Genomic DNA, 21,516 nt, shown 5'->3' on the forward strand with positions numbered 1-21,516 from the left:
CATGTGTGGCATCGCAGGTACTTACCGATGGCCCGACGGGAAGGTCGTGACCGACCGGCTCACCGACACCCTCGCCCACCGCGGTCCGGACGGGGCGGGCCGGTACAGCCACCCCGTCGGTGACGGGGAAGTGCACCTCGGGCACCGCCGGCTGGCCATCATCGACCTGTCCGAGACCGGCGCCCAGCCGATGGTCTCGGACGGCCTCGTCCTGACGTACAACGGCGAGCTGTACAACGCGCCCGAACTGCGGGCCGAGCTGGAGGGCGCCGGGGTGCGCTTCCGCGGCACCTCCGACACCGAGGTGCTGCTGGAGGCCTGGCGGCGCTGGGGCACGGACTGCCTGCCCCGGCTGCGCGGCATGTTCGCGTTCGGGATCTTCGACGAACGGACCGGCGAACTGGTGCTGGCCCGCGACCAGTTGGGCATCAAGCCGCTGTTCCTGCTCCGGCGCGGCGAGGGCCTGGTGTTCGCCTCCGAACTCAAGGCGCTCGCCACCGCGACCGGCCGGTCGCTGGAGGTGGACCACGCGGCGCTGGTGGCCTCGCTCCTCTATTACTGGGTGCCGGACTCACGGTGCGCGTTCCGCGAAGCGGAGAAGCTGCCGCCCGGGAGCTGGCTCAGGTGCCGGGCCGACGGCCGGGTGGAGCGCGGCCTGTTCTGGAACCTGAAGGACGTAGCCGCCGAGGGGCGCGAGCGAGCCCGGAGCGGCGAGCAGCCGGACCTGGCCGCCATCGTCGAGGAGTCGACCCGGCGGCACCTGCTCTCCGACGTACCCGTGGCGACCTTCCTCTCCGGTGGCCTCGACTCCAGCTACCTGACCGCGCTGGCGGCCCGCCACCAACCCGGGATCTCCGCCTACACGATCGGATTCCGCGCCGAGGACGCCAAGTTCGAGGCGATGCCGGACGACCTGCGCTACGCCCGGCAGGTGGCCGAACGGTTCGGCGTCGACCTGCACGAGATCGAGATCGCCCCGAACGTGCTCGACCTGCTGCCGCACATGACGTACCACCTGGACGAGCCGATCGGCGACCCCGCCGCGATCAACACGTTCCTGATCTGCTCGGCCGCCCGGGAGGCCGGGGTCAAGGTGATGCTCTCGGGGATGGGCGCCGACGAGCTGTTCGCCGGGTACCGCAAGCACCTGGCCAACCTGATCGCGCTGCGCTACCAACGCGTCCCGCGGCCCCTGCGGCGCGGGGTGTCCGCGGCCGTGGACCGGCTTCCGGTCGCGACGAGCCGCAGGGGGTACCGGTCGGTGCGCTTCGCGAAGCGGTTCCTCTCCTTCGCCGATCTGCCGGAGGAGACCGCGTTCCGGCGCAGTTACACCATGTACGACCAGGACGAGCTGCTCGCCCTGGTCGATCCGGACCTGGCGGGGACGGTCGACGACGTGTTGGCCGAGCACGCGGACGTCTACCAGGACAACGACCTCGACGACTTCGTCAACCGCATGTGTCTGGGCGACGCCCGGATGTTCCTGCCGGGCCTGAACCTCACGTACACGGACCGCTCCAGCATGGCCGCGTCGACCGAGGTGCGGGTGCCGTACGTGGACGTCGAGGTGGTCAGGGCGGCGTTCGCCGTACCCGGTGATCGCAAGATCGTCGGACGGCAGGGCAAGGCCGTCCTCAAGGAGGCGGCCACCTCGATCCTGCCCCGGGAGATCGTGTACCGGCCCAAGGGCCTGTTCAGCGCCCCGCTGCGCGCCTGGATGAGCCGGGATCTGGCCCCACTGGTGCGCGAGGTGGTCAACGACGGCGAGCTCGTCCGCTCCGGGTTCCTGCGCCGCGACGCGCTGCAGCGGATGGTCGCCGAGGACGCCGCCGGGCAGCAGGACTTCTCCAAGCATCTGTGGCATGTGCTGACCCTCGAGTACTGGTATCGCGACGCGATCTCTGGGTCCCGCCAGAGCACTCGGCAAACGGCTTAGGAATCAGGGGAGTTCAGGTGAAGCAGGTAGTACAGAACTACAAGAGCGGCGAGCTGGCGGTGCTCGACGTGCCGGTGCCGGGGTGCAAACCGGGCGGTGTGCTGGTCCGCAGCGCCTACTCGCTGATCTCCACCGGGACCGAGCTCATGAAGGTGTCCGAGGCCGGCATGTCGATGCTGGGCAAGGCCCGCTCCCGCCCGGACCAGGTGGCCAAGGTCATGCAGAGCGTGGCCACCAACGGCGTGCCCGCCACCTACCGCAAGGTGATGGGCAAGCTGGACTCCTACACGCCGCTGGGCTACTCGCTGTGCGGGGTGGTCGAGCAGGTCGGCGCCGGGATCGACGACGTGAAGGTCGGCGACCTCGTGGCCTGCGCCGGCAACGAGCACGCCCTGCACGCCGAGCTGAACTGGGTGCCGAAGAACCTCTACTCCCCGGTGCCGGACGGCCTCGCGCCACGGCACGCGGCCTTCGGCACCGTCGGGTCGATCGCGCTGCAGGGCGTCCGCCAGGGCGAGCCGCAGCTCGGCGAGGTGGCGCTGGTCATCGGCCTCGGGCTGATCGGGCAGCTGGTGGTGCAGCTCCTCGCCGCCTCGGGGGTCCGCGTCGTCGGCGCCGACCCCGACCCGGCGCGCTGTGAACTCGCCGAGCGCCTGGGCGCCGCGGCCTGTGGCGATCCCGCGTCCGCGGCCGTGGAGACCGCCGTCGCCGAACTCACCGGCGGCCACGGCGTGGACCAGGTGTACCTGGCCGCCGGCGGCGCCAGCAACCAGCCCGTCGAGCTGGCCGCCCGGCTGTGCCGGGACCGCGGCCGGGTCGTCGACATCGGCAAGTGCCGTCTGGACCTGCCGTGGAACGCGTACTACGAGAAGGAACTCGACGTCCGGTTCTCCCGCAGTTACGGCCCCGGCCGCTACGACCCGGAGTACGAGCTGGAGGGGCGCGACTACCCGATCGGCTACGTGCGCTGGACCGAGCGCCGCAACCTGGCGTGCTTCCTCGACCTCGTCGCCCGGGGCGGCGTCGACGTGGAACCCCTGGTCTCCCACGTCGCCGACTTCGACGACGCCGTCGAGACGTATCAGCGTCTGAAGGACGGCGATCTGAAGGCCGTGGCTGTGCTGTTCCGGTACCCCGAACTCGCGGCGGAGGCCGGGGAAGCGGAGGCCCCGGCGGTGGCCGTGCCCTCGGTGAACGTGAAGCGGAGTCAGGCACGGGCCAGTGGGACGCCGGTGCGCCTTGCCTTCGTCGGCGCCGGGAACTACGCGACGTCGATGCTGCTGCCCCACCTGGCACAGCGCGACGGCGTCGAGCTGTCGACCGTCGTCACCACGACGGCGCTGTCCGCGGCGAACGCGCAGCGCAAGTTCGGCTTCGCCGAGGCGACCACCGATCTCGACGCCGTGCTCGGCGACAAGTCCATCGACGCGGTGTTCGTGGTCACCCGGCACAGCTCGCACGCCGAACTGACCCGACAGGCGCTGCTCGCCGGCAAGACGGTGTTCGTGGAGAAGCCCCTGGCGCTGACCGAGGACGAGCTGGCGGGCGTGCTCGCGGCGGTGAAGGAGTCCGGCAACGACCGGCTGCAGGTGGGCTTCAACCGCCGGTTCGCGCCGCTGCTGCAGGAGGCCAGGAAGCGGTTCGGTGCCCGGACCGGCCCTGCGAACCTCCGCTACCTGGTCAACGCGGGCCGACTCCAGCACGGCAGCTGGTACCTCCAACAGGGCACCGAGGGCTCGCGGTTCGCCGGCGAGGGCGGGCACTTCATCGACACGGCGAGCTGGCTGCTCGAGTCGGACCCGGTGTCGGTGTACGCGACCGCCACGTCCGGCCACGAGGACCTCCAGGTCGTGCTCCGCTACCCGGACGGGTCCACCGCCACCATCAGCTACGTCACCACCGGCCCCGCCGGCTTCCCCAAGGAGACGCTGGACCTGGTCGCGGACGGCCGTGCGCTGCGGCTCGACGACTTCGTCCGTGCCACCGTGTACGACGGCCGCCGCAAGCGGTGGGTCAGTTCGCGGCTGCCCAAGGCCCGGGACAAGGGGCAGAACGCCGAACTGGCCGCGTTCGTCAAGGCCGTGCGGACCGGTGGGCCGATGCCTGTGCCGCTGGAGTCGCTGGTCGCCACCACGGCGGCCACCCTCGCCGTGCAGACCGGCCTCGCCGGCGGTGCGCCGGTGACGTTGGCGAGGACCCGATGACCATGAGCGCGGGCTGGTACCTGCGGCGGCTGTCCCGGATGGGACCGCAGGAGGTCGCGGGCCGGGTGGGTGACATGGTGCGCAGGCGGCGGTGGCGGTCGGCGCGGCCCAACTGCCCGAGCGTGACCGGCGCCCGGTTCACCGCGGTCCTGCCCGCCGGGACGACCGCCGCGGTGCCACCGGACGCCGCGAAACGGCTCATCGCCGAGGCGGACCGGCTGATGGCCGGGCACGCCGAGTACTTCGGGGTCGACCGCGACGACCTGGCCGACCCGGACTGGTGGTACGACCCGAAGACCGGGCGCCGGGCCCCGTTCGGCTACGCCTTCGACGTGCCGTACCGGAACGAGGACGCGGTCGGGGACATCAAGCAGATCTGGGAGCTGTCCCGGCACCAGTACCTCACCGTGCTCGCCGCCGCCTACGCGATCACCGGGGACGAGCGGTACGCCGAGCGGGTGGCCGAGCACCTGCGGTCGTGGTGGGCGGGCAACGCGCCGCTGCGCGGGGTGCACTGGATCAGCGGCATCGAGCTGGGGATCCGGCTGCTGTCCTGGGTGTGGATCCGCCGACTGCTGGACGGCTGGCCGGGCGTGGCCGGGCTGTTCGAGAACAATCCGGTGGCGCTCCGCCAGATCTGGCACCACCAGCGCTGGCTGGCCGCCTTCCCCAGCCGGGGCTCTTCGGCGAACAACCACGTCATCGCCGAGGCCGCCGGGCAGCTCGCCGCGGCCTGCGCGTTCGGGTGGTTCCCCTCCTCGGCGCGTTGGCGAGCCGACGCGCTGCGGTCGCTGGAGCGGCACTTGCGGAGCAACACCTTCGGCTCCGGCCTCAACCGCGAGCTGGCCAGCGAGTACCACGGCCTGGTGCTGGAGCTCGGCCTGGCCGCGGTGGCCGAGGCGGATGCCGCGGGCGTACCGGTGCCCGCGACGGTCCGGCTGGTGCTGCTGCGGATGACCGACGCGCTCGCGGCCGTCGTGGACAACCGGCTGCGGCCGCCGCGCCAGGGGGACGCGGACGACGGGCACGGTCTGGTCGTGGACGGCGCGGGCACCGACCGCTGGGCGTCGCTGCTGGCCACCGGGGACGCCGCGTTCGGCCGGCTCGACTGGTGGCCCGCGGTGACCGGCACCGACGTGCGCACCCCGCTGCTGGCGGCGCTCGTCAAACCCACTGAACTGTCTGTGACCCGCCCGGCGAGCCGTCCGACCCATTTCGCCGACGCGGGCATGACCATCCTGCGCGGTCCGGAGGAGATCTGGTGCCGCTGCGACGGCGGTCCGCACGGCTTCCTGTCCATCGCCGCGCACGCGCACGCGGACGCGCTGTCCGTGGAGGTCCGGCACGACGGGGTCGACGTGCTCGCCGACCCGGGGACGTTCTGCTACCACGGGCAGCCCGAGTGGCGGCGGTACTTCCGCTCGACCCTCGGCCACAACACCCTGCAGCTGGACGGCGGTGACCAGTCCGTCTCCGGCGGCCCGTTCCTGTGGACCCGGCAGGCCCGCAGCCGCGTCCTGGTCGCGGACGCGTCCGGTGAGGGGGTGGCCCGCTGGTGCGCCGAGCACGACGGTTACCAGCCCTCCGTGCACCGCCGCCGGGTGAAGCTGACGGCCGCGAGCCGGGAGCTGAGGGTGGTCGACGAGGTGCGCGGCCCGCGCCGGGCCGTGCGGCTGGCGTTCCACCTCGGCCCGGCGATCGCCGCCGAGCTGACGGGTGACCGGGCGGTGCTCACCTGGACCCGGGACGGCGAGGACCGCTCCGCGGCGCTCGACCTGCCCGGGCAGCTCTCCTGGCGGGCGCACCGCGGCGAGACCGATCCGCCGCTGGGCTGGTACTCCGCCGGCTTCGGACGCAAGGAACCCGCCACGACGCTGGTCGGCACCGGTTTCGCCGACGGCGCGGCGGGGTTCACCACCGTACTCAGGTTCCACGGCTGAGGGGGCCTGTGATGGATGTCTGTGGAGGAGGGAGCGCCCGCCGCGAGGGGGGTCCCCCCACTCGAGCGAAGCCGAGAGTGCGGGAGGCCGAGGACCGCAGCCTGTGCTCCCCGCCTGCCGGGGGGCGCGACGCCGCGGAGATCCGTCAGCAGTCCCCCGGGGGAGGACATGTGGGGAGCAAGGCGCGGCACTGGGCGTGGCCGGCGGCACCGTTGGCGTTGGCCCTGTTGGCGGCGACCGGCTGTGAGAGCACGCCGGCCGCGCGGCCGAAGCCGACTGCCGCGCCGTCCACGTCCGTGGCCCGGGTGTGCGCCAAGCCCGCGGCCGGGCCGACGAAGGCGCCGGCGGGCGCGGTGACGGTCGATCCCGACGTGGTCGGTGACCTGGCTGCGAAGACCCTGAGCAGCCCCCCGAACACCACGTTCTGGCTTCGACCGGGCAAGCACAGGCTCGAGCCGGAACGCTACGCCCAGGTCATCCCCAAGAAGGGGGACCGTTACCTCGGCGCGCCCGGCGCGGTGCTCGACGGCCGCAAGACCAACCAGTACGCGTTCGGCGGCAGTGCCGACGACGTCACCATCCGCTACCTGACCGTGCAGGGTTTCGTCGCGCCGCATGACGAGGGCGTGGTCAACCATGGCTCGGCCGACGGGTGGGTGATCGAACACGCGACGATCCAGAACAACTCCGGCGCCGGGCTGATGGCCGGTGCCCGCCAACAGGTCCGCGCCAGCTGTCTGCGCGGCAACGGTCAGTACGGCATGAACGCGTACAAGGGCACCGGTCAGCTGCGCGACCTGGTGGTCGAGGGCAACGAGATCGTGGGCAACAACACCGACGACTGGGAGCGGCGCAAGCCGGGCTGCGGTTGCACCGGAGGCGTCAAGTTCTGGGCCGTCGACGGCGCCGACGTACGCGGCAACTGGGTGCACGACAACCGCGGAACCGGGCTGTGGGCGGACACCAACAACAACGACTTCCGTATCGAGGACAACCTGATCGAGGCCAACGACGGTGCCGCACTGATCTACGAGATCAGCTACAACGCGGTCATCCGCAGGAACACGATCCGGCGGAACAACTGGGTCGAGGGCCGCGGGAACGCCGACCGCGGCGACAGCTTCCCGTTCGGGACCGTCTATGTGTCCGAGGCAGGCGGCGAGCCACGGATCAAGGCCCGCACGGACAAGATCGAGATCTACCGGAACGTGCTGGAGAACAACTGGAACGGGATCACCCTGTGGGAGAGCGCCGACCGGTTCTGCAACAGCCCGGCCAACACCTCCTCCGGTGACTGCACGTTGCTGGTGAAGGACACCGACCGCTGCAAGCAGCCGGCGATCGCCACCGCACCGCTCTACGCCGACTGCCGGTGGAAGACCCAACGGGTGGACATCCACGACAACCGTTTCGTGCTGGACAAGTCCGTCCTCGACTGCACGGTGAAGTGCGACCGGATGGCGGTGCTGTCCAACTACGGCACCTATCCGGACTGGTCGCCGTACCAGGGCGACCGGGTGGCCGAGGCGATCACCCTCAAGCAGCACAACCGCTGGCACGACAACGTCTACGTCGGACTGTGGAAGTTCGTCGCCCACGACCCGAGCCGGGTGCTCAACTCCGAGCAGTGGCAGGGCATGCCGTACCAGCAGGACGCGGACAGCACCTTCGGCCCACGGGCCGGTGGTTGAGATGAAGAGGGAAGCCGAAGCCGGCACACCGAAAGCCGTGGGAATCGTCTGGGCGTTGCTGGGCCTGAACACGCTCGGCTCCGCCGGTGCGCAGACCATCGTCCCGCTGCCCCGCTCCCTCATCCAGCTGGTCACCATGGGCGCGCTGGTCGCCGCGTTCGCGCTGGCGCTCGCGCTCAATCTCCGGCTGCGCGTCCGAGCCAGCGCCTTCCTGCTCCTGCTCACCCTGCTGCTGGTGCCGAGCGTGATCTCCAGCGCGGACCTGCAGTCCGGGTTCGGCGCGCTGTTCCGCTGCACCCGGCTGGCTCTCTTCGTCGGCACGCTGTGGCTGCTCAGCCGCTGGTGGGACGGCAGCGTGACGTTCGTGCGGTACCACATCCGGATGTACTTCGCGGTGCTCGGGTCGGCGGCCGCCGGTCTGGTCATCTCGCCGGGCGCGGCCATGCCCGAGCTCTACGGTGGGCGGCTGGTCGGCGCGTTGTGGCCGCTCACCCCGCCGCAGATCGGACAGTACTCCGCGGTGATCATCGGGCTCACCGTGCTGCTCGTACTGGGCCGGCAGACCGACAGGGCCGGCGCGGCGGTGATCGTCGTGCCGTCACTCGTGCTGCTCGCGCTGACCCACACCCGGACGGCGACGGTCGGCCTGCTCGTCGGGCTGGCGCTGGCGGTGGGCTCGCTCGTCCTGACCAGCGCCGCCGCCCGCCGGGTCTTCGCCTGGTCGGTGCTGTGCGCCACGGTGGCCGCGGTGGGGTTCGCGTCCGCGGTACGGACGTGGTTCCTGCGCGGACAGAGCCAGGAGAACTTCACCAGCCTCACCGGCCGGGCCAAGGTCTGGGACGCCCTGCTGGCCGCGCCCCGGACGACCACGGAGAAGTTGTTCGGCGTGGGCCTGGGCGACAAGTCGTTCGACGGGCTGCCGATCGACAACAGCTGGCTGGCCGTCTACAACGAGCAGGGCCTGACCGGCGTCACGCTGGTGGCGGCGTTCATCATCGTGCTGGGCGCCGTCGCCTTGCTGCGGCCGCCGTCGCTGCCGAGGGCCTGCGCGATCTTCCTGATCAGCTACGTCGCGCTCTCGTCGTACACCGAGGCCGGGCTGGGCGATGCCTCGCCGTACCTGCTGCATCTGGCTCTGGCCGCCTCGCTGCTGGCGGCACCTGCCGCGGCCGCGCCGCTCTCGACGCCCGAAGTCCCTCGCCGACGCCGTGGTGCGCGATCGGCCCAGAATCGGGAGGTGGCCTGAGCATGCACGTCCTTGTGGTGCACAACCGCTATTCCTCGGCGCAGCCGAGCGGGGAGAACAGGGTCGTCGACGAGGAGGTGGGGCTGCTGCGCGCGGCCGGTCACCGGGTCGAGGTGTTCGAGCGGCGCAGCGACGACATCGCCGGCCGGTCCCTGCTCGGCAAGGTCGCGGTGCCGTTCCTGGTGCCGTGGAACCCGGCGGTCCGCACCGAGCTCGCCGCCCGGCTCCGCGCCGAGCGGCCGGACGTGGTGCACGTCCACAACGTCTTCCCACTCCTGTCCCCCGCGGTGCTCGCCGCCTGCGCCGACGCCGGCGTGCCCGCCGTCGCCACGCTGCACAACTACACCCAGGTCTGCCCGCCCGGCACGCTGCAGCGGGACGGCCGGCCGTGCACCGAGTGCGTCGGGTCGGCGGCGGCGCTGCCCGCGGTCCGGCACGGCTGCTACCGGAGCTCCCGGCTGGCGACGGTGCCGCTCGCGGTGAGCCTGTCGGTCAACCGGCGGCGGTGGTGGTCCGGCGTGGAGCGGTTCTTCTGCGTCTCCGCGGCGCAGCGCGACGTCCTGGTGCGGTCCGGCATGCCGGCCGAGCTGCTGGCGGTGAAGCACAACTTCGTGCCCGACCCGGGCGTCTGCCGGTCGGGCGCGGGCGAGCATCTGCTCTACCTCGGCCGGCTCGCGGAACCCAAGGGTGTACGGCTGCTCATGGCCGCGTGGGACGAGGTCGCCGCCGCCGGCGGTGTGGGGGTGCCGCTCGTGATCGCCGGCGCGGGGCCGCTGGAGCGCGAGGTGACCGCGTGGGCGGCGGGCCGGGACGACGTGCGCCATGTCGGCCTGTTGGACCCGGCGGAGTCCCGGCAGGCCGTCGCGCGGTCGGTGGCAGTGGTGGCTCCCTCGGTGGCCATGGAGACGTTCGGCCTGGTGGTCGGGGAGGGGATGGCGGCGGGGGTCCCGGCCGTCGCGGCCGGTCACGGCGCCTTCGTCGAACTCGTCGAGGACGGGGTGACCGGGCTGCTGCACCGGCCGGGCGAGGCCGCCTCGCTCGCGTCCTGCCTGCGCCGGATCACGGCCGACCCGGCCCGCAACCGGGAGATGGGCCAGGCGGCCCGGCGCCGTTACGAACAGGCTTTCAGCCCGTCCGTCGGGCTGGAGCGCCTGGTGGAGGAGTACCGCACCGCGATCGCGGGTCGGTCAGCACTGACTCGCGGCGGGGACACCCGCGCGAGCAGGGGGGATGGGGACAGTAGATGACACGATGCCGACTCTGCGGCTCGGAAGCCATGGCGAGCGTCGTCGACCTCGGGGCGACGCCACCGTGTGAGAGCTTCCTCTCCGCGGACCAACTGGATCGACCGGAGCCCGCGTACCCGCTGCATCTGCGGGTCTGCACCACCTGCTGGCTCGCGCAGATCCCGCCGCTGATCACGCCGGAGGAGACGTTCAGCGAGTACGCGTACTTCTCCTCCTACTCGACCTCCTGGGTGGAGCACGCGCGCACGTTCGTCGGCGGCGCCGTGCAGCGGGTGGGTCTCGGCTCCGACGCCTTCGTGGTCGAGGTCGCGAGCAACGACGGGTACCTGCTCAGGCACGTGGTGGACCGCGGGATCCGCTGCCTCGGCATCGAGCCGTCGGTGAACGTCGGCGCCGCGGCGCGGGAGGCGGGGGTGCCCACCCTCACGGACTTCCTGAGCCCGGACACCGGCGCCGCTGTCCGCGAAGAACACGGCCCGGCGGACCTGGTCGTGGCCAACAACGTGTACGCGCACATCCCCGACGTGGTCGGCTTCACGCAGGGACTGCGCGCCCTGGTCGCCGACGACGGCTGGGTCTCCATCGAGGTGCAGCACCTGCTGACCCTGATCGAGGAGAACCAGTACGACACGATCTACCACGAGCACTTCCAGTACTACACGGTCGCGTCCGCCATCCGGGCCCTCGCGAGCGGCGGACTCACCCTCGTGGACGTCGAGTTGCTGCCCACGCACGGCGGCTCCATCCGGCTCTGGGCACGGCCCGCCGAGGTGGCGGGCGAGCCGACGCGGCGGGTGGCCGACGTGCTGGCCCGGGAGAAGGCCGCCGGGCTGCAGGAGCTGTCCGGGTACGCCGAGTTCTCCGCCCGGGTGGCCAAGGTGCGCCGGGACCTCCTCAAGTTCCTCATCGAGGCGGCCGAGCGCGGCGAGACGGTCGTCGGCTACGGCGCCCCCGGCAAGGGCAACACCCTGCTCAACCACTGCGGCATCCGGCCCGACCTGCTCGCGTACACCGTCGACCGCAACCCCTACAAGCACGGCAGGTTCACCCCGGGCACCCGCATCCCGATCCTGCCGCCCGAGCAGATAGCCACCGACAAGCCGGACTACGTCCTCGTCCTCCCGTGGAACCTGCGGGCCGAACTGACCGAGCAGCTGTCCTTCGTGCACGACTGGGGCGGCCGGCTGGTCTTCCCCATCCCGGAACTGAGCATTGTCGAGGTAAAGCGATGAAGGTCGTCCTGTTCTGCGGCGGTTACGGGATGCGGATGCGCAACGGAACCACCGACGACGTGCCCAAGCCGATGGCGATGGTCGGCCCGAGACCGCTGATCTGGCACGTCATGCGCTACTACGCGCACTTCGGGCACAAGGAGTTCATCCTGTGCCTCGGCTACGGGGCCCACCACATCAAGGACTTCTTCCTCAACTACGAGGAGACGACGTCCAACGACTTCGTGCTGCGGGGCGGACGGACCGAGCTGTTGTCCACCGACATCTCGGACTGGACGATCACGTTCGCGCAGACCGGCATCGAGTCACCGATCGGGGAGCGGCTGCGCCGCGTACGCCACCACCTGGACGGCGACGAGATGTTCCTCGCCAACTACGCCGACGTCCTCACCGACGCTCCGCTGCCGGAGATGATCGACCGGTTCGCCCGGCGCGACGCCGGTGCGTCGATGATGGTGGTGCCGCCACAGTCGTCGTTCCACTGCGTGGAGTTGGGCGAGGACGGCCTGGTGGGCGGCATCACCGCGGTGAGCGAACTGCCGTTGTGGGAGAACGGCGGCTACTTCGTGCTCCGCCAGGAGATCTTCGACCACATACCGGAGAACGGGGACCTGGTCGCCGACGGATGCGCCCAACTGGCCAAGCAGGGCCGCCTTGTGGCGCACCAGCACCGCGGCTTCTGGAAGCCGACCGACACCGTGAAGGAGCGGGCCGCGCTCGACGCCGCGTACGCCCAGGGCGACCGCCCGTGGGCCGTGTGGGAACGGGCCGACGCCTGGGTGAGCGCGTGATCCGGCTCGGGGCCGGGCACCCGGAGCGGATCGTCGCCGTGGGCGCGCACTGCGACGACATCGCCATCGGCGCCGGCGGCACGCTGCTGACGCTGTGCCTCGCGCGGCCGGGCATCCGGGTCGACGCGCTGGTGCTCTCCGGCGGCGGCAGCGAGCGGGAGCAGGAGGAGCGGGCCGCGCTCGCCGCCTTCTGCCCGGGCGCCGACCTGCGGCTGACCGTGGACAAGCTGCCGGACGGCCGACTGCCCGCGCACTGGGAGGAGGCCAAGGCAGCGGTCGAGGAACTGCGCGAGCGGACCGAGCCGGATCTGGTGCTGGCGCCGCGCACCGATGACGCGCACCAGGACCACCGCGGCCTGGCGCAGCTGATACCCACCGCCTTCCGCGACCACCTCGTGCTCGGCTACGAGATCGTCAAGTGGGACGGCGATCTCGGCCGCCCGTCGGCCTACCAGCCGCTGTCGCCGGAGATCGCCGAACAGAAGGTGCGGCTGCTGCAGGAGCACTACCCCTCGCAGCGGCACCGGCCCTGGTACGACCGGGAGGCCTTCCTCGGTCTCGCGCGGATCCGCGGCATCGAATGCCACGAGCGATACGCCGAGGCGTTCGCCGTCACCAAACTCACGCTCAACCTGGGGGGTTGAACCATGCGCGTACTACTGACAGGACACCAGGGCTATCTGGGCACCGTGATGGCCCCGGTCCTCGCCGCCGCCGGGCACGAGGTCGTCGGACTCGACGCCGGCCTGTTCGCCGACTGCGTCCTTGGCCCGCAGCCCGCGGACCCGCAGGGGCACCGGGTGGACCTGCGCGACGTCACGGCCGACCACGTGGCCGGGGTGGACGCCGTGATCCACCTGGCCGCGCTGTCCAACGACCCGCTGGGATCTCTGGCGCCGGAGCTCACCTACGACATCAACCACCACGCGTCCGTGCGCCTGGCCCAGTTGGCCCGCGACGCCGGGGTGCGGCGCTTCCTGTACGCGTCGACCTGCTCGGTCTACGGCGCCACCGGCGGCGACGACCTGGTGGCCGAGGACGCCCCGCTGCGCCCGGTGACGCCGTACGCGGAGTCCAAGGTGCGCGTGGAGGACGACCTGCACGCCCTGGCCGACGGCGACTTCACCCCGGTGTTCATGCGCAACGCCACCGCCTTCGGCTACTCGCCCCGGCTGCGCGCCGACATCGTGCTGAACAACCTGGTGGGCCACGCGCTGCTGTCCGGCGAGGTCCTCGTGATGTCCGACGGCACGCCCTGGCGTCCGCTGGTGCACGCCGTCGACATCGCGCGGGCCTTCACGGCCGCGCTGACCGCTCCGCGCGAGGCGGTGCACGACCGGGCGTTCAACATCGGCAGCGAGGCCAACAACGTCACGGTCGCCGAGATCGCCGAACAGGTCGCCGAGGCGGTGCCCGGCTCCGAGGTGGTGATCACCGGGGAGACCGGTGCCGACCCGCGCTCGTACCGGGTGGACTTCTCCCGGTTCCGCGCCGCGATCCCCGGCTTCGACTGCGAGTGGACGGTGAAGCGGGGCGCGCTCGAACTCGCCGACGCCTACCGGAACTTCGCGCTCACCCGGGAGGACTTCGAGCAGCGCTTCACCCGCCTCGCCGTGCTGCGCGCGGCGTCCGAGGCCGGCACGGTCGACGACACCCTGCGGTGGCGCCGATGACCGCGGTCGGCGAACAGCCGATGACCATGCCCGGCGAAGAGATGTACGCGCTGGTGGAGCGGATGTACCCGCTCTGCCGGAGCATCACCGGCGACGGGGTGCGCGCCACCCTGGACATCGTCGGCGAGTACGTTCCGCTGCAGGTGCACGAGGTGCCGACCGGGACGCAGGTGCTCGACTGGACGGTGCCGCAGGAGTGGAACATCCGGGACGCGTACATCGCCGACCCCGCCGGCAACCGGGTCGTCGACTTCGCCGCGTCCAGCCTGCACGTGCTCGGCTACAGCGTGCCGGTGTCGAGGACCATGCCCCTGGCCGAGCTGCGCGCGCACCTGCACACCCTCCCGGACCACCCGTCCTGGGTGCCCTACCGGACCAGCTACTACAAGCCGGAATGGGGGTTCTGCCTGGCCCAGGAGACCCTGGACGCGCTGCCGGACGGCGAGTACGAGGTCCGCGTCGACTCCACCCTCGCGGACGGCCACCTCACCTACGCCGAGCATGTGGTTCCCGGTCAGGTGCCCGACGAGGTCATCGTCTCGTGCCACGTCTGCCACCCGTCGCTGGCCAACGACAACCTGGCCGGCATCGCGGTGGCGGTGTTCCTGGCCCGGGCGCTGGCGGAGCAGTCGCCCTACTACACCTACCGGTTCATCTTCGCGCCCGGCACCATCGGGGCGATCACCTGGCTGGCCCGCAACGCGGAGCGGGTGGAGCGGGTCAAGCACGGGCTGGTGCTGGCCTGCGCCGGCGACCCGGGCTCGTTGACGTACAAGCAGAGCAGGCGCGGCGACGCGGAGATCGACCGGGTGATGCGGCACGTGCTGACCGCCTCCGAACGCCCGCATCGGGTCGCCGAGTTCACTCCGTACGGGTACGACGAGCGGCAGTTCTGCTCGCCCGGGTTCAATCTGGGCGTGGGCTCGCTCACCAGGACCCCGTACGCGGGCTATCCCGAGTACCACACCTCGGCGGACAACCTGGACTTCGTCTCCCCTGACGCGATGGCGGACACCCTCGCGGTCTGCCGCGAGGCGTTCGCCGTCCTCGACCGCAACCGGCGGTACCTCAACCTCAGCCCCTACGGCGAACCACAGCTGGGGCGGCGCGGGTTGTACGACGCGCTCGGTGGCCGAAGTGACACCAAGCAGGCCCAGATGGCCATGCTCTGGGTGCTCAACCTCTCCGACGGCGAGCACAGTCTGCTGGAGGTCGCCGAGCGGTCCGGGCTGCCGTTCGACACCGTCGCCACCGCGGCCGACGCCCTGCGCGGCGCCGGGCTGATCAAGGCATGACACCGATGACCACCGAGAAGGAGAATCCGCAGACACCGGCGCCGCCGGCCGGGTCCGCCCGGCGGGCCCTCGCCGGCCGGCTGTCCTGGGGGCTCGCCGACCAGGCGGCCTCCAGCGTGAGCAACTTCGCGGTGGGTATCTATGTGGCCCGCTCGCTGGGGGTGACCGCGTTCGGCGTGTTCAGCCTCGCCTGGGTGACCTACGGCGTGGTGCTCAACGTCTCCCGCGGCCTTGCCACCGACCCTCTCACGGTGCGCTTCAGCGGTGTGTCGGACGCGTCCTGGCGCGGGGCGGTGGCCCGCTCGACGGGTACCGCACTCGGCGTGGGCGCGGCCATCGGCGGGGTATGTCTGGTGGGCGGGCTCGCTCTCGGCGGCCGCGTGGGGCCCGCGTTCGCCTGCCTCGGTGTCCTGCTGCCGGGGCTGCTGCTGCAGGACGCCTGGCGGTTCTCGTTCTTCGCCGCCGGCATCGGGCGGAAGGCGTTCTTCAACGACCTCGTGTGGTGCGTCGCGCTCGTCCCCGCCATGGTCGTGGCGGCCCGCGTGGGCAGCGTGGCCGCGTTCGTGCTCGCCTGGGGCGCGTCCGCCACGGTGGCCGCGGGGTACGGCTACATCCAGTCGGGCATCCTGCCCCGGATGACCCAAGCCCGCGGGTGGCTCCGCGAGCAGCGCGATCTCGGCTACCGGTACCTGGTCGAGAACGTCAGCCTCAGTGGCGCGAGCCAGCTGAGGGCCTACGGGCTCGGCGCGATCGCCGGGCTCGGCGCGGTGGGTGCGGTGCGGGGCGCCGAGCTCCTGATGGGTCCCTTCCTCGCCGTGCTCATGGGTCTCTCGCTGGTCACGGTCCCGGAAGCGGCACGCGTGCTGCGGCAGGCCCCACACCGCCTCGGCAGGTTCTGCCTCCTCCTCGGTGGCGGGCAGGCCGGTGCCGCGCTGCTGTGGGGCGCGGCGCTGCTGCTGATGCCCAACCGGCTCGGCGAACTCGCCCTCGGCAGCGTCTGGCACTCCGCCTCGCAGCTCATCGCGCCGATCACCCTCGGCGTCGCCGGCGCCGGCCTCGGCACCGGTGCGGCGGCCGGGCTGCGCGCGCTCGGCGCGGCCCGGCGCAGCCTGCGCTCCCAGCTGTTCGCCTCCGCCTGCTATGTCGGCGGCGGGCTCGGTGGGGCGGCCGTCGCCGGCACGGTCGGATCGGCCTGGGGCGTCGCCGCCGCGACCGTCAGCGGCTCGGCCGTGTGGTGGCTGCAGCTGCGGTCCGCCCTGCGCGAGCACCACCAAGACTCCATCCGCGAAGTGAGGACGCCATGACCGACCGACCCAGGCTGAGCATCGGCCTGCCCGTGTACAACGGCGAGGAGTACCTGGCCGAGTCGCTCGACGCCCTGCTCGGCCAGACCTACGAGGACTTCGAGCTGGTCATCTCCGACAACGCCTCGACCGACGGGACGGAGGACATCTGCCGCAAGTACGCCGCTCAGGACGCGCGCATCCGGTACCTCCGGCTGCCCCGGAACGTCGGCGCCACGCCGAACCACAACTACGTGTTCACCCAGTGCCGCGGCGAGCTGTTCAAGTGGGCCTCGCACGACGACCTGTACGCCCGGGACCTGCTGCGGCGCTGCGTCGAGGCGCTGGACGAGCGGCCGCACGTCATCCTCGCGCACGCCGACCAGGCGGTCATCGACGGCGACGGCCAGGTGAAGGTGCCGTACGAATACACGCTCGCCACCGCCTCACCGCACCCGCCGGAGCGCTTCCGCAGCATGCTGTTCGAGCCCGGCGGCGACGACTTCTACGGGGTGATCCGGGCCGACGTGCTGCGCCGGGTGCGGCCGATGGACAGCTACCACCACGCGGACCGCACGTTCGTCTCCGAGATCGGCCTGCACGGGCCCTTCCACCAGGTGCCGGAGCTCCTCTACTTCCGCCGCGACCACCCCACCCGCGCCGAGCGCGCGAACCCGTCCAAGCGTTCCCGGTGCGTCAACCTGGACCCGCGTCGGGCGGGCCTGCTGCATCCGACACCCCGGCTGCTCGCCGAGTACGTCTGGGGTTTCGTCTCGGCGATCCGGCGGGCGCCGTTGTCCCCGGCCGACCGGCGCGAGTGCTACCGCCACCTGGCCGCGTGGATGACCAGCCGGGCCCGGCCGGGCGCCGGCGAACGGGTCGAGGACCGCGCCCCGGTCGACCCGGCCGAGCTCACCGTCTCCGTCGACGCACTCGTCGCCGGCCGTGAGGGGCGGCGGGCATGAAGACCACGACACGTGTGGGGGTGTTCGGCCTGCTCGGCTCCGGCAACCTCGGCAACGACGGGTCGCTCGAGGCCGTGCTCGGCTACCTCCGTGCCGAGCACCCGGAGGCGGTCGTGGACGCGCTGTGCGGCGGACCCGAGGCCGTGACGACCCGGTTCGGGATCCCCGCGACGCGGATGCACTGGTACCGCGGGGAGTACCGGACCGCGTCACGGGCGGGCGCGATCGCTGGGAAGGGGCTGGGCAAACTCGTCGACGTCTTCCGCACCGCCGCCTGGGTGCGCCGGCACGACGTGGTGATCGTGCCGGGCATGGGCGTCCTGGAGGCCACGCTGCCGCTGCGGCCGTGGGGCTTCCCGTACGCGCTGTTCCTGCTCTGCGCGAGTGGCCGGCTGTTCGGTACCCGGGTCGCGCTGGTCAGCGTCGGCGCCGCCGAGATCGGCAACCGGCCGACCCGGGCCCTGGTGCGCTGGTCGGCACGGCTGGCCGCGTACCGGTCGTACCGGGACGCCCAGTCCCGTGACGCGATGCGTGCGATGGGCGTGGACACGGCGCGCGACGAGGTCTACCCGGACCTCGCGTTCGCCCTGCCGACGCCACGGGCGAGCGCGCCCACGGGCTCGCCGGGTCCCGTCTGCCTCGGTGTCATGGACTTCCACGGTGGCAACGACGACCGCGCCCGGGCCAAGGAGATCCACCGGCGCTACCTCGACGGGACGATCCGGTTCGTCCGCGCGCTCGTCGATGAGGGCAGACCGGTCCGGCTCCTCACCGGAGACCGGTGCGATGCGTCGGTGGTCGCCTCGGTCCTCGACGCGGTCGACACACCGCTGGTCACCGCGGCCGAACCGGCCTCACTGGCCGACCTGATGAACGAGATGGCGGCCGCCGACACCGTGGTGGCCGTCCGCTACCACAACCTGATCTGCGCGCTGAAGACCGGAACGCCCGTACTCGCCCTCTGCTATGCGGCGAAGAGCGAAGCGCTCATGGACCGGATGGGCCTCGGCGCGTACTGCCACCCGGCGCGCGAGGTGGACGCCGACCGGCTGCTCGAACAGTTCCGGGACCTGGAGAAGCACGCGGCGGAGCTGCGGCAGACCCTCACCGAGCGAAACCGGGGCGCCGCACAGCAACTCGCCCAGCAGTTCACCGCCTTGTCCAGGACCCTGTTCCCGGCGACCGACCACGCCCACGCCTTGCGGGAGACTCCATGAAAGCGACCGAAGTCCCGGAGATCGCCGGGGCGTACCTGTTCGAGCCGACGCCTTACGCCGACGAGCGCGGCTTCTTCTGCCGCACCTTCGACGCCGACGTGGTCCGCTCGGTGGGCCTCGACCCGGACGCCTTCGTGCAGGACAGCCTGTCCCGCTCGGTCCGGGGAGTGCTGCGCGGCCTGCACCTGCGCTCCGGCGCCGGCGAGGCCAAGCTGGTGCGGTGCTCGTACGGGAGGATCTTCGACGTGGTCGTGGACCTGCGGCCGGACTCGCCGACGTACCTGGGCCGGGCCTTCTTCGAGCTGTCCGGCGAGACGCAGGTGACCCTGTACATCCCGGCGGGGTGCGCGCACGGCTTCCAGGCGCTGACCGAGACCGCCGACACCTCGTACCGGATCGACCGCCCGCACGATCCGGCCGAGGACGTGACGATCGCCTACGACGACCCGGAGCTCGCCATTCCCTGGCCGCTGCCGGTCACATCGATGTCCCACCGGGACCGGGAGGCGCCGAGCCTCGCCGAGGTCCTGCAGCACTGAGAAAGTTGAGGACGGCGTGGACACCGAAGACACCCGAGAGCTCCTTCTGCCCCGGTCACGGATGGCGAACGAGCGGCTGCACGCCCTGATCCCCGGGGGCGCGCACACCTACGCCAAGGGCGACGACCAGTACCCCGAGAACCTGGCCCCGGTCATCAGCCACGGCCGCGGCGCCCATGTGTGGGACATCGACGGCAACCGCTACGTCGAGTACGGCTCCGGCCTGCGGTCGGTCAGCCTCGGCCACGCCCACCCCCGCGTGACCGAGGCGGTACGGCGGGAAATCGAGCGGGGCAGCAACTTCGTCCGCCCGTCCATCGTGGAGGTCGAGGCCGCGGAACGCTTCCTGGCCACGGTGCCGACCGCCGAGATGGTGAAGTTCGCGAAGAACGGCTCCGACGCCACCACCGCCGCGGTGCGCCTCGCCCGCGCCGCCACCGGGCGCACGCGGGTCGCCCTCTGCGCCGACCATCCCTTCTTCTCCGTCGACGACTGGTTCATCGGGACCACGCCGATGTCCGCCGGTATCCCGGAGGCGACCAACGACCTCACCGTGGCGTTCCCCTACGGGGACCTGGCCGCCACGGAGGACCTGCTCACCCGGTACGAGGGCGAGGTCGCCTGCCTGATCCTCGAACCCGCCACCCACACCGAGCCGCCGCCGGGGTATCTCGCCGGCCTGCGCGAGCTGGCCGACCGGCACGGCTGCGTCCTCGTCTTCGACGAGATGATCACCGGTTTCCGCTGGTCCGAGGCGGGCGCCCAGGGCCTGTACGGCGTCGTCCCCGACCTCTCCACGTTCGGCAAGGCGCTGGGCAACGGGTTCGCCGTCTCCGCGCTGGCCGGGCGCCGCGAGCTGATGGAGCGGGGCGGGCTGCGTCACTCCGGCGAGCGGGTGTTCCTGCTGTCCACCACGCACGGTGCGGAAACGCACGCGCTGGCCGCCGCGATGGCCGTACAGACCACCTATGCCGAGGAGGGCGTCACCGCGCGGCTGCACGCCCTGGGCGAGCGGTTGGCCGCGGGTGTCCGCGACGCCGCGGACGCCATGGGCGTCGGCGAGCACATCGTCGTCCGGGGCCGGGCCAGCAACCTGGTCTTCGCCACCCTCGACGAGAACCGGCAGCCGTCGCAGGAGTACCGCACCCTGTTCCTGCGCCGGCTCCTCGCGGGTGGCGTACTGGCCCCGTCGTTCGTGGTGAGCAGCGCGCTCAGCGACGCCGACATCGATCACACCGTCGACGTCGTGGCCCAGGCGTGTGCGGTGTACCGGAAGGCACTGGACGCCGCCGACCCCACCCCCTGGCTGGCCGGACGGCCGGTGAAGCCCGTGTTCCGGCGCTTGGCGTGACGTGACGTCAGCGGCGCTGGGGGCGCCGACCGGCGTCAGCCGTCCGGTCCAGCAGCCGGTCGGCCGCCCGGTCGACCAGCCACGCGGTCGCCGGTATCACCGCCAGCGCGGTGCACCAGCCGCCGAGGACGTCGGTCGGGTAGTGCGCGCTCAGGGCCACCTCCGCCCAGCCCATGGCGGCGCCCGCGACCAGCGCCGAGGCGAGCACCAGTGACGTGCCGGCCGTCCTGCCGAGGCCGAGCCGGCCGGTCGCGAGCAGCGCCACCACGAGGGCGAGCGCGGTGGCGAAGGCGGTGTGCCCGCTCGGGTAGGACAGGTTGCCGTCGCCGTGGATGGTGCGTCCCACCACGTGCTTGAGCAGCGTCGTCGCCCCCACGCTCATGGCGGCTCCGGCAACGACGAGCACCGCCGCGCGAGGGCGCCGAAGCAGCAGGCAGCCCGTCACGAGGGCCACGACCAGCATCACCGCTCCGGCGGGTTCTCCCAAGAAGTCCAGGGCCAGAGCGACGCGCCGCCACGGCGGCCCCACACTGTCCGCCGTCGGCGCGACGATCCACCTGTCCACCCTGCCGGGCTCGCCGTCTCCGGCGTACACGACCCCGAGCACGACGACCACCACCGCGGCCAGGGCCGAGATCAGCCCGAGCGGCGCACGCAGCGACGGGGGCAGCACCGCGGGCATCGGCCGCGCCGGCCGCCCGGTCACACACCCACCGCGCCCGGTCGACCCGCGGTGCTTTGCCGTGATCGGCACATGGCGTTCCGGAGCTTGACACCGTGATCGCCTACTCGTCGGCGATCGAGTCGAACCACCCGCTCACGCTGACCTCGCTCATGACCGGGCCGGGGCAGAGCCCGCCCACCGTCGCAGACCATCCGGCAGATGCGACGCACCTCCCTGTCCAA

Annotated in this window: 17 protein-coding genes; 16 read left to right on the forward strand and 1 reads right to left on the reverse strand. The window is 72.0% G+C overall.

Features of this window, described 5'->3' with window-relative positions:
- Position 1: 1 nt before the first annotated feature.
- The 16 genes from asnB to ACGFNV_RS15805 all read left to right on the forward strand — a co-directional run bounded on the left by asnB (position 2) and on the right by ACGFNV_RS15805 (position 20,610).
- A complete protein-coding gene (asnB, locus tag ACGFNV_RS15730) occupies positions 2–1,936 on the forward strand; it encodes an asparagine synthase (glutamine-hydrolyzing) (protein ID WP_393622794.1) in 1,935 nt (644 codons plus the stop codon).
- A 17-nt stretch (positions 1,937–1,953) separates the two neighbouring features.
- On the forward strand, positions 1,954–4,140 hold the full coding sequence (locus ACGFNV_RS15735) for a bi-domain-containing oxidoreductase (RefSeq protein ID WP_393622795.1): 2,187 nt from the start codon (positions 1,954–1,956) through the stop codon (positions 4,138–4,140).
- Positions 4,137–6,080, forward strand: coding sequence for an alginate lyase family protein (locus tag ACGFNV_RS15740; RefSeq protein ID WP_393622797.1), 1,944 nt, complete (start codon positions 4,137–4,139; stop codon positions 6,078–6,080). The genes ACGFNV_RS15735 and ACGFNV_RS15740 overlap by 4 nt, the downstream gene beginning before the upstream one ends.
- Before the next feature lie 170 nt (positions 6,081–6,250).
- A complete protein-coding gene (locus ACGFNV_RS15745) occupies positions 6,251–7,771 on the forward strand; it encodes a right-handed parallel beta-helix repeat-containing protein (RefSeq protein WP_393622799.1) in 1,521 nt (506 codons plus the stop codon).
- 1 nt (position 7,772) lies between these two features.
- Positions 7,773–9,017 (forward strand): O-antigen ligase family protein, encoded by a 1,245-nt coding sequence (locus ACGFNV_RS15750; protein ID WP_393622801.1) that lies wholly within the window; start codon positions 7,773–7,775, stop codon positions 9,015–9,017.
- A 2-nt stretch (positions 9,018–9,019) separates the two neighbouring features.
- Entirely contained in the window at positions 9,020–10,264 is a 1,245-nt protein-coding gene (locus ACGFNV_RS15755) for a glycosyltransferase (RefSeq protein WP_393622803.1), read from the forward strand.
- On the forward strand, positions 10,261–11,496 hold the full coding sequence (locus ACGFNV_RS15760; RefSeq protein ID WP_393622805.1) for a methyltransferase domain-containing protein: 1,236 nt from the start codon (positions 10,261–10,263) through the stop codon (positions 11,494–11,496). Before ACGFNV_RS15755 ends, ACGFNV_RS15760 begins: the two co-directional genes overlap by 4 nt.
- Entirely contained in the window at positions 11,493–12,287 is a 795-nt protein-coding gene (locus ACGFNV_RS15765) for a sugar phosphate nucleotidyltransferase (RefSeq protein WP_393622807.1), read from the forward strand. The genes ACGFNV_RS15760 and ACGFNV_RS15765 overlap by 4 nt, the downstream gene beginning before the upstream one ends.
- Entirely contained in the window at positions 12,284–12,931 is a 648-nt protein-coding gene (locus tag ACGFNV_RS15770; protein WP_393622809.1) for a PIG-L deacetylase family protein, read from the forward strand. The genes ACGFNV_RS15765 and ACGFNV_RS15770 overlap by 4 nt, the downstream gene beginning before the upstream one ends.
- A 3-nt stretch (positions 12,932–12,934) precedes the next feature.
- Positions 12,935–13,960 (forward strand): NAD-dependent epimerase/dehydratase family protein, encoded by a 1,026-nt coding sequence (locus ACGFNV_RS15775; protein WP_393622811.1) that lies wholly within the window; start codon positions 12,935–12,937, stop codon positions 13,958–13,960.
- Positions 13,961–13,980: 20 nt separating this feature from the next.
- Positions 13,981–15,255, forward strand: a complete 1,275-nt coding sequence (locus ACGFNV_RS15780; protein ID WP_393623321.1) for a DUF4910 domain-containing protein — start codon at positions 13,981–13,983, stop codon at positions 15,253–15,255.
- Entirely contained in the window at positions 15,252–16,559 is a 1,308-nt protein-coding gene (locus ACGFNV_RS15785) for a hypothetical protein (RefSeq protein ID WP_393622813.1), read from the forward strand. Before ACGFNV_RS15780 ends, ACGFNV_RS15785 begins: the two co-directional genes overlap by 4 nt.
- The gene (locus ACGFNV_RS15790; RefSeq protein ID WP_393622815.1) at positions 16,556–17,503 is read left to right on the forward strand and encodes a glycosyltransferase family 2 protein; all 948 of its coding nucleotides are present in this window, start codon (positions 16,556–16,558) and stop codon (positions 17,501–17,503) included. Before ACGFNV_RS15785 ends, ACGFNV_RS15790 begins: the two co-directional genes overlap by 4 nt.
- Positions 17,500–18,720, forward strand: coding sequence for a polysaccharide pyruvyl transferase family protein (locus tag ACGFNV_RS15795; RefSeq protein WP_393622817.1), 1,221 nt, complete (start codon positions 17,500–17,502; stop codon positions 18,718–18,720). The genes ACGFNV_RS15790 and ACGFNV_RS15795 overlap by 4 nt, the downstream gene beginning before the upstream one ends.
- The gene (locus ACGFNV_RS15800; RefSeq protein ID WP_393622819.1) at positions 18,717–19,259 is read left to right on the forward strand and encodes a dTDP-4-dehydrorhamnose 3,5-epimerase family protein; all 543 of its coding nucleotides are present in this window, start codon (positions 18,717–18,719) and stop codon (positions 19,257–19,259) included. Before ACGFNV_RS15795 ends, ACGFNV_RS15800 begins: the two co-directional genes overlap by 4 nt.
- A gap of 16 nt (positions 19,260–19,275) precedes the next feature.
- Positions 19,276–20,610: a glutamate-1-semialdehyde 2,1-aminomutase gene (locus ACGFNV_RS15805; protein WP_393622820.1), complete on the forward strand. Its 1,335-nt coding sequence runs from the start codon at positions 19,276–19,278 to the stop codon at positions 20,608–20,610.
- A gap of 7 nt (positions 20,611–20,617) precedes the next feature.
- Here the strand turns inward: ACGFNV_RS15805 and ACGFNV_RS15810 are convergent, their stop codons facing one another.
- On the reverse strand, positions 20,618–21,316 hold the full coding sequence (locus ACGFNV_RS15810) for a phosphatase PAP2 family protein (RefSeq protein WP_393622822.1): 699 nt from the start codon (positions 21,314–21,316) through the stop codon (positions 20,618–20,620).
- Positions 21,317–21,516 lie beyond the last annotated feature (200 nt).

The organism is Streptomyces sp. NPDC048751 (assembly GCF_043198595.1).
Lineage (GTDB): Bacteria > Actinomycetota > Actinomycetes > Streptomycetales > Streptomycetaceae > Streptomyces.